We start from the raw sequence: 4,470 nt of genomic DNA on the forward strand, positions 1-4,470 counted from the left end.
TGGCCTGTTTGAGCGTGTACCTCGTCTCCCTCCACTTCTTCGACAGGTCTACCTGCTGTTCCGGGGGAAGGAAGTCGTTCAGCTCTTCGAGCGAGAAGGGGTGCGTGTTGACCCTGAACGCCCTCACCGTGCCGCCGTCCTTCGTCTTGCCGCCGATGACGCGGAACCCTTGGTTGATGCCCTGATGCTGCGGGTGCTCCCATTCCCTCGATGTGTACTTGTTCCACATCCTGTCGGTCAGGCGGTACTTCATGTCCTTCAGCAGGCTCTTGGTGTTCGGGTATAGGTCGGCGGGTTCCTCGAGGACGTAGTACAGATGAACGTTGTGGCCGCTCAGGATGATGTAGTTCGGCTCTGGGTAGATGGGATAGTCGCTTCGGCAGTTGTACAGGAAGGCCGTGAGCGTGCCGTCATCCTGCCCGTCGAGGTCGAAAATCATGGCGCACATCTTGCTCTGCGCGTCGGCGGTGTTCGCCCTGCCCCAGTAGGTGAGACCGTTCGTTATCGCCCAGTTCGCATCGCGGAACTCGGCAAGGGTCTCCTCGAACGTGTCCTCGAACAGGATTCGGCGGCGTCTCCTGTCTCCGACGAGCTTCCCGTCGCTGTCGTAATGCCCGCCGAACGAGCCGAGGATTATCGGGTTGGCCTTGTGCAGCCCGCCCGGCTCGCCCTCCGTCTGGATGAAGCCATCGCCGAGCTGGAAGATGTCCGAGTAGACTTCCATGGCCGACACCTCGGAAGCCCCGTATTCGAGAAGAACAGACTCAAGAGACAACCCGCTCACCAACCCATCCCGGAAGCCCTCATAGGCACGTTATTTTATCAATGATTTTATTGTACACCTAGAGCCGGAAGAAAAGGCTCCCTCTGGAACCCATCCCGAAGCCATCATAGGCACGTTATTTTATCAATGATTTTATTGTACACCTAGAGCCGGAAGATACGGTGTATGGCAGAACGTCTGGCATCTCAGACATTTCCCCGATAAAAGCGTCTGGCATTTGTCTGGCACTTGAAGTGAAGGCGTATTTCTCCCGATAGAAAGATATGATATGATTTCATATCATATCGAAAGGAGAGCGGGCATGAGCCAGATAGGGGTTCACCCCAGAATCAGCAGGCGGCACCCCGAGGTGAGCGAAGCGGACGTGATGGCCGCGATGCGGTCGATGATTCGCTACAAGCAACGCGAATCGGGCGAGTGGATTGCCGTCGGCACGGACTCCCGCAGCAGGCTGGTCGAGCTCGTCTACATCTACGATGCCGACGATGACTACTTCTTCGTCTACCACGGGATGACCCCGCCGAGCGGCAAGACGCTCAGGGAACTCGGCTTGGAGAGGTGATTTTGATGAACGTGAACGATTTCATGGCGAAGCACGGCATCACCGATGCCGACCTCGACCGCATGGCCGCGCCCTACGAGGACGGCAGCTTCGAGCCGGAACCCGATGGCAAGGTGTTCAGCGGCTCACACCTCGACGCGGTCGGAACCCGCCGCGTGACGGTGGTCTACGACGCGAAGGATACGCAGAGAGTGGCCATGATAGCCCGCAGCAAGGGCGTGAAGCCGTCTTCGGTCTACAGGGACGCACTCGACTACTATCTGGCAGCACAGGCCTAAAGGACACTGACCATATGGCTGAAACGACAATGGAGCCTTGGAGCTTCACCATCGTCTTCGATGAGGATAAGGCGAAAAAGAACGGTTACGAGGTCGATACCCTCTATGACTACGTTGGCAAGAACGTCGAGGGGCTTGGAAACGAACGCATCGCACGCGGAACTTGGCGTGCAGCCAAGGGATACGATGAGGTCGATGCGCAAACCCTCGCGATTTCCAAGCTCTCCCGTCAGAAGTGGGTCATGCAGAATATCAAGTCACTTGCCTTTCGCGAGGACGATGATGAAATCTATGACGGAATCGAGACCATCCGACGGGTATATCCGGAGCGCGTTTTCGATTCGGAATCGGGCGAGTAGTCGGGTCAATGTAGTTGTCGGTGACTACGGGGCGGCGTGTTCCGCGCCCGCGCGGATCTAAGCCGACTCGTTCACCGACGACGGAATTGACGCGACGGTCGAAACAGAAGACCAGACTTGATTGAGGGTCGATGGGCTAACCTGCCCATCGACCCTTTCCTTGCCCTCGTCAGTCGTTTTCGGCATTGTCGAAATCCTCGATTTTAAGATGGACGTTGTTCCGGTCGGCTTCCCTGCGGAGCGCCGCGAGCGCTTCCATGATTTCAGAGAACGCCGCAACCTCCTTTCCCAAAACCGCCTTGGCTTCCTCATGGTCGAGCGCATTCGAGCCGTACGTGTTCAGGAATCTCATGAACTGGTTCAGGTTCGTCCCCTGCTTCGCGAGTTCGTGCGCGGCCTTTCTCAAAGGCTCGGTATCAATGACCCTGATTGTCGCATCGTCGGAATTGGCAAGGAGCGTGCGAGCGTATTCGGAAACCGTCATGCCGTTTTTTGCGGCTTTTCGCTTGAGGGCCTCCTTCTCGTGTTCGGTCATCCGCACCTCGACGCGTGCTTCTTTTCTCCGCATGTCGCTTTCGGCACCTCTCGTTTTTCCAGAATCATCCGTTTGCAAATAGCGCCGCCGCGTTTGCAAACGGTGCGAAATCGAGCGGCAGGGTTGCCGCCCGCTGAAAACCGGCAACTCTAAATTGCCGGTTTTCCAAAGCGCAAGCGCTCTCCCGTCAAGGCCGCTAAAGCCGTTCGGGAGCAAGATGGAAGTGAGGAAAAAGTCCACAACAGTGGAGTTTGTCCGTACACTTCCCAAATCTTGCAACTCGGAGAGCGGCCTTGGCCGGTGAGCGCTTGCGCGAGAGTCTTCTTTCTGCGGTGCCGCCGCCGCAGAAAGAAGACGGACAGCCCGACTAGGCGAACGCGCAGTAGACGTACCCGCCCTTTCGGTCATACTCCCAATCGCCCGGAAGCTCGTTGCCGTCTGAATCGACCTCGACCCACCAGCCGTCCTCCGGGTCTCCCATGACGCGCCAGCGGCGCTTGCCGAGCTGCGATACGAGTTCATCGCCGTCAGGCTCGACGAGCGCGGAATCGCCCACATCGCCGACGCGCTCGACCGACAGAACCCACGCCTTGCCCTCGGCGCTCGCGATTCGGTTGAAGAACTCCGACAACTCAAAGTCAGCCACCTCGGTGCGCTCGCATTCCCCCGACCTGCGCAGCACGGATACGTTCCACTTCATGGCTAGCCCCTCCAAGCCCTCCTGAGCCTTTGCCAGCGGCTCAGCTTCTGCTCGGTCGATTCCAGCGCGAGCGTCTGGGCGGTCTCGTAGTGGAGCGCCTGAGCGCCCTGCACGGCCTTGGTGCTGTCGGCCACGGTCTCCATGAGCTTGGCTATCTGCTCGTCCTTCTTGGCGAGCTGGTCGATGAGGGCGGCGAGCGCTGGCGAATCGGCTCCGCTCGACCGCTCGTCACCGTGTATCTCCTGTGTATCTCGGTGTGTATCACCCTGTGTATCAGGCGGCTCCTCGTCAAGCGAATCGATGAACCCGCGAATCAAATCAGTTTGAGAACATCCTCGCAGCTCGGAAACCTTTTTTAGCTTACAGATTTGCTCATCTGTAAGCCTGAACATCTTCTGCGGCACGTGTATCTCCTGTGTATCTCGGTGTGTATCACCCTGTGTATCAGCCCATTTCATCACCCAAACGCAAAGCAGGCAAGAATCAATCGGCTTTCGGCTCCGTCATATCGACGTGAACGTGCCCGTTTTCGTACCATGCGCCATCCGGCAGGCCGTCGGTGTCGCGCTTCCAGTCCCTCAGCCACTTGATGACGGTAGACCTCGACACGCCCAGCGCCTTTGCTATGTCCGAGTGGTTGGCATCCGGGTGCTCCCGGGCATAGGAGCGAATCAACTCACACTTTTCACCGCTTCCCTTTGGCCGACCGCTGTTTTCATACTCGTTCTCGCCGAGAACGTCGCGACGCATCTTGCGCAGCCCGTTTAGATACTCCATGTGCTGTGGCTGCTTCCTGTAGTTCCGCTTGTTTTTCGGGATCGCTATTCCCGATATCCTCTCCAAGTCCTTGATGGGGAACTTCTTGTACCGCAGGTCGAGGCATTCGAGAGCGTTCTCGACCTCATGGTCGTTGCCGAACGGGTGCTCGGTGTCTACCGAATCCAGGAACGGCACGAGTGACTCCATGTCGGCTTTGACGCGGTCGCGGTCGGTGATGCCACACTTCACGGCGTATATCGCCAGAGCCATCAGGCAGAAGTACCTATGGCTGAACGTCGCACCCGCGCGTATCTTGCGCAGCCACCAGTTGTAGAGGTCTTCCTTGGCATCCCACGAGCCGTCGGCGCGTCCGCCGCCGACGATGACCTTCTCGTACCACTCGGGGAATCTCTCCTTGGCCTGTTTGAGCGTGTACCTCGTCTCCCTCCACTTCTTCGACAGGTCTACCTGCTGTTCCGGGGGAAGGAAGTCG

At 58.0% G+C, this 4,470-nt stretch carries 8 protein-coding genes; 3 read left to right on the forward strand and 5 right to left on the reverse strand.

Going from position 1 to position 4,470, the window contains the following annotated elements:
• Positions 1-724: hypothetical protein (locus ABCP74_RS09290; protein ID WP_425458555.1), on the reverse strand; the 724-nt coding region annotated here is incomplete at its 3' end.
• Between the two features lie 328 nt (positions 725-1,052).
• Here ABCP74_RS09290 and ABCP74_RS09295 point away from each other — a divergent pair.
• The 3 genes from ABCP74_RS09295 to ABCP74_RS09305 are packed head-to-tail and all read left to right on the forward strand — an operon-like array spanning position 1,053 to position 1,983.
• Entirely contained in the window at positions 1,053-1,346 is a 294-nt protein-coding gene (locus tag ABCP74_RS09295; RefSeq protein ID WP_233540078.1) for a hypothetical protein, read from the forward strand.
• A gap of 5 nt (positions 1,347-1,351) precedes the next feature.
• Positions 1,352-1,624, forward strand: coding sequence for a hypothetical protein (locus ABCP74_RS09300; RefSeq protein WP_012814665.1), 273 nt, complete (start codon positions 1,352-1,354; stop codon positions 1,622-1,624).
• Between the two features lie 14 nt (positions 1,625-1,638).
• Entirely contained in the window at positions 1,639-1,983 is a 345-nt protein-coding gene (locus ABCP74_RS09305; RefSeq protein ID WP_233506208.1) for a hypothetical protein, read from the forward strand.
• Positions 1,984-2,152: 169 nt separating this feature from the next.
• On the opposite strand, the gene ABCP74_RS09310 is transcribed toward ABCP74_RS09305, so the two are convergent.
• The 4 genes from ABCP74_RS09310 to ABCP74_RS09325 all read right to left on the reverse strand — a co-directional run.
• Positions 2,153-2,758, reverse strand: coding sequence for a plasmid mobilization protein (locus tag ABCP74_RS09310; protein WP_147332656.1), 606 nt, complete (start codon positions 2,756-2,758; stop codon positions 2,153-2,155).
• A gap of 127 nt (positions 2,759-2,885) precedes the next feature.
• On the reverse strand, positions 2,886-3,218 hold the full coding sequence (locus tag ABCP74_RS09315) for a hypothetical protein (protein WP_117848977.1): 333 nt from the start codon (positions 3,216-3,218) through the stop codon (positions 2,886-2,888).
• A gap of 2 nt (positions 3,219-3,220) precedes the next feature.
• Complete coding sequence (locus ABCP74_RS09320; protein WP_343011785.1) at positions 3,221-3,622, reverse strand: hypothetical protein; 402 nt, start codon at positions 3,620-3,622, stop codon at positions 3,221-3,223.
• A gap of 79 nt (positions 3,623-3,701) precedes the next feature.
• Positions 3,702-4,470: helix-turn-helix domain-containing protein (locus ABCP74_RS09325; protein WP_343102200.1), on the reverse strand; the 769-nt coding region annotated here is incomplete at its 5' end.

It is taken from the genome of Collinsella aerofaciens (assembly GCF_039062315.1).
Classification (GTDB): Bacteria; Actinomycetota; Coriobacteriia; order Coriobacteriales; family Coriobacteriaceae; genus Collinsella; species Collinsella aerofaciens_BG.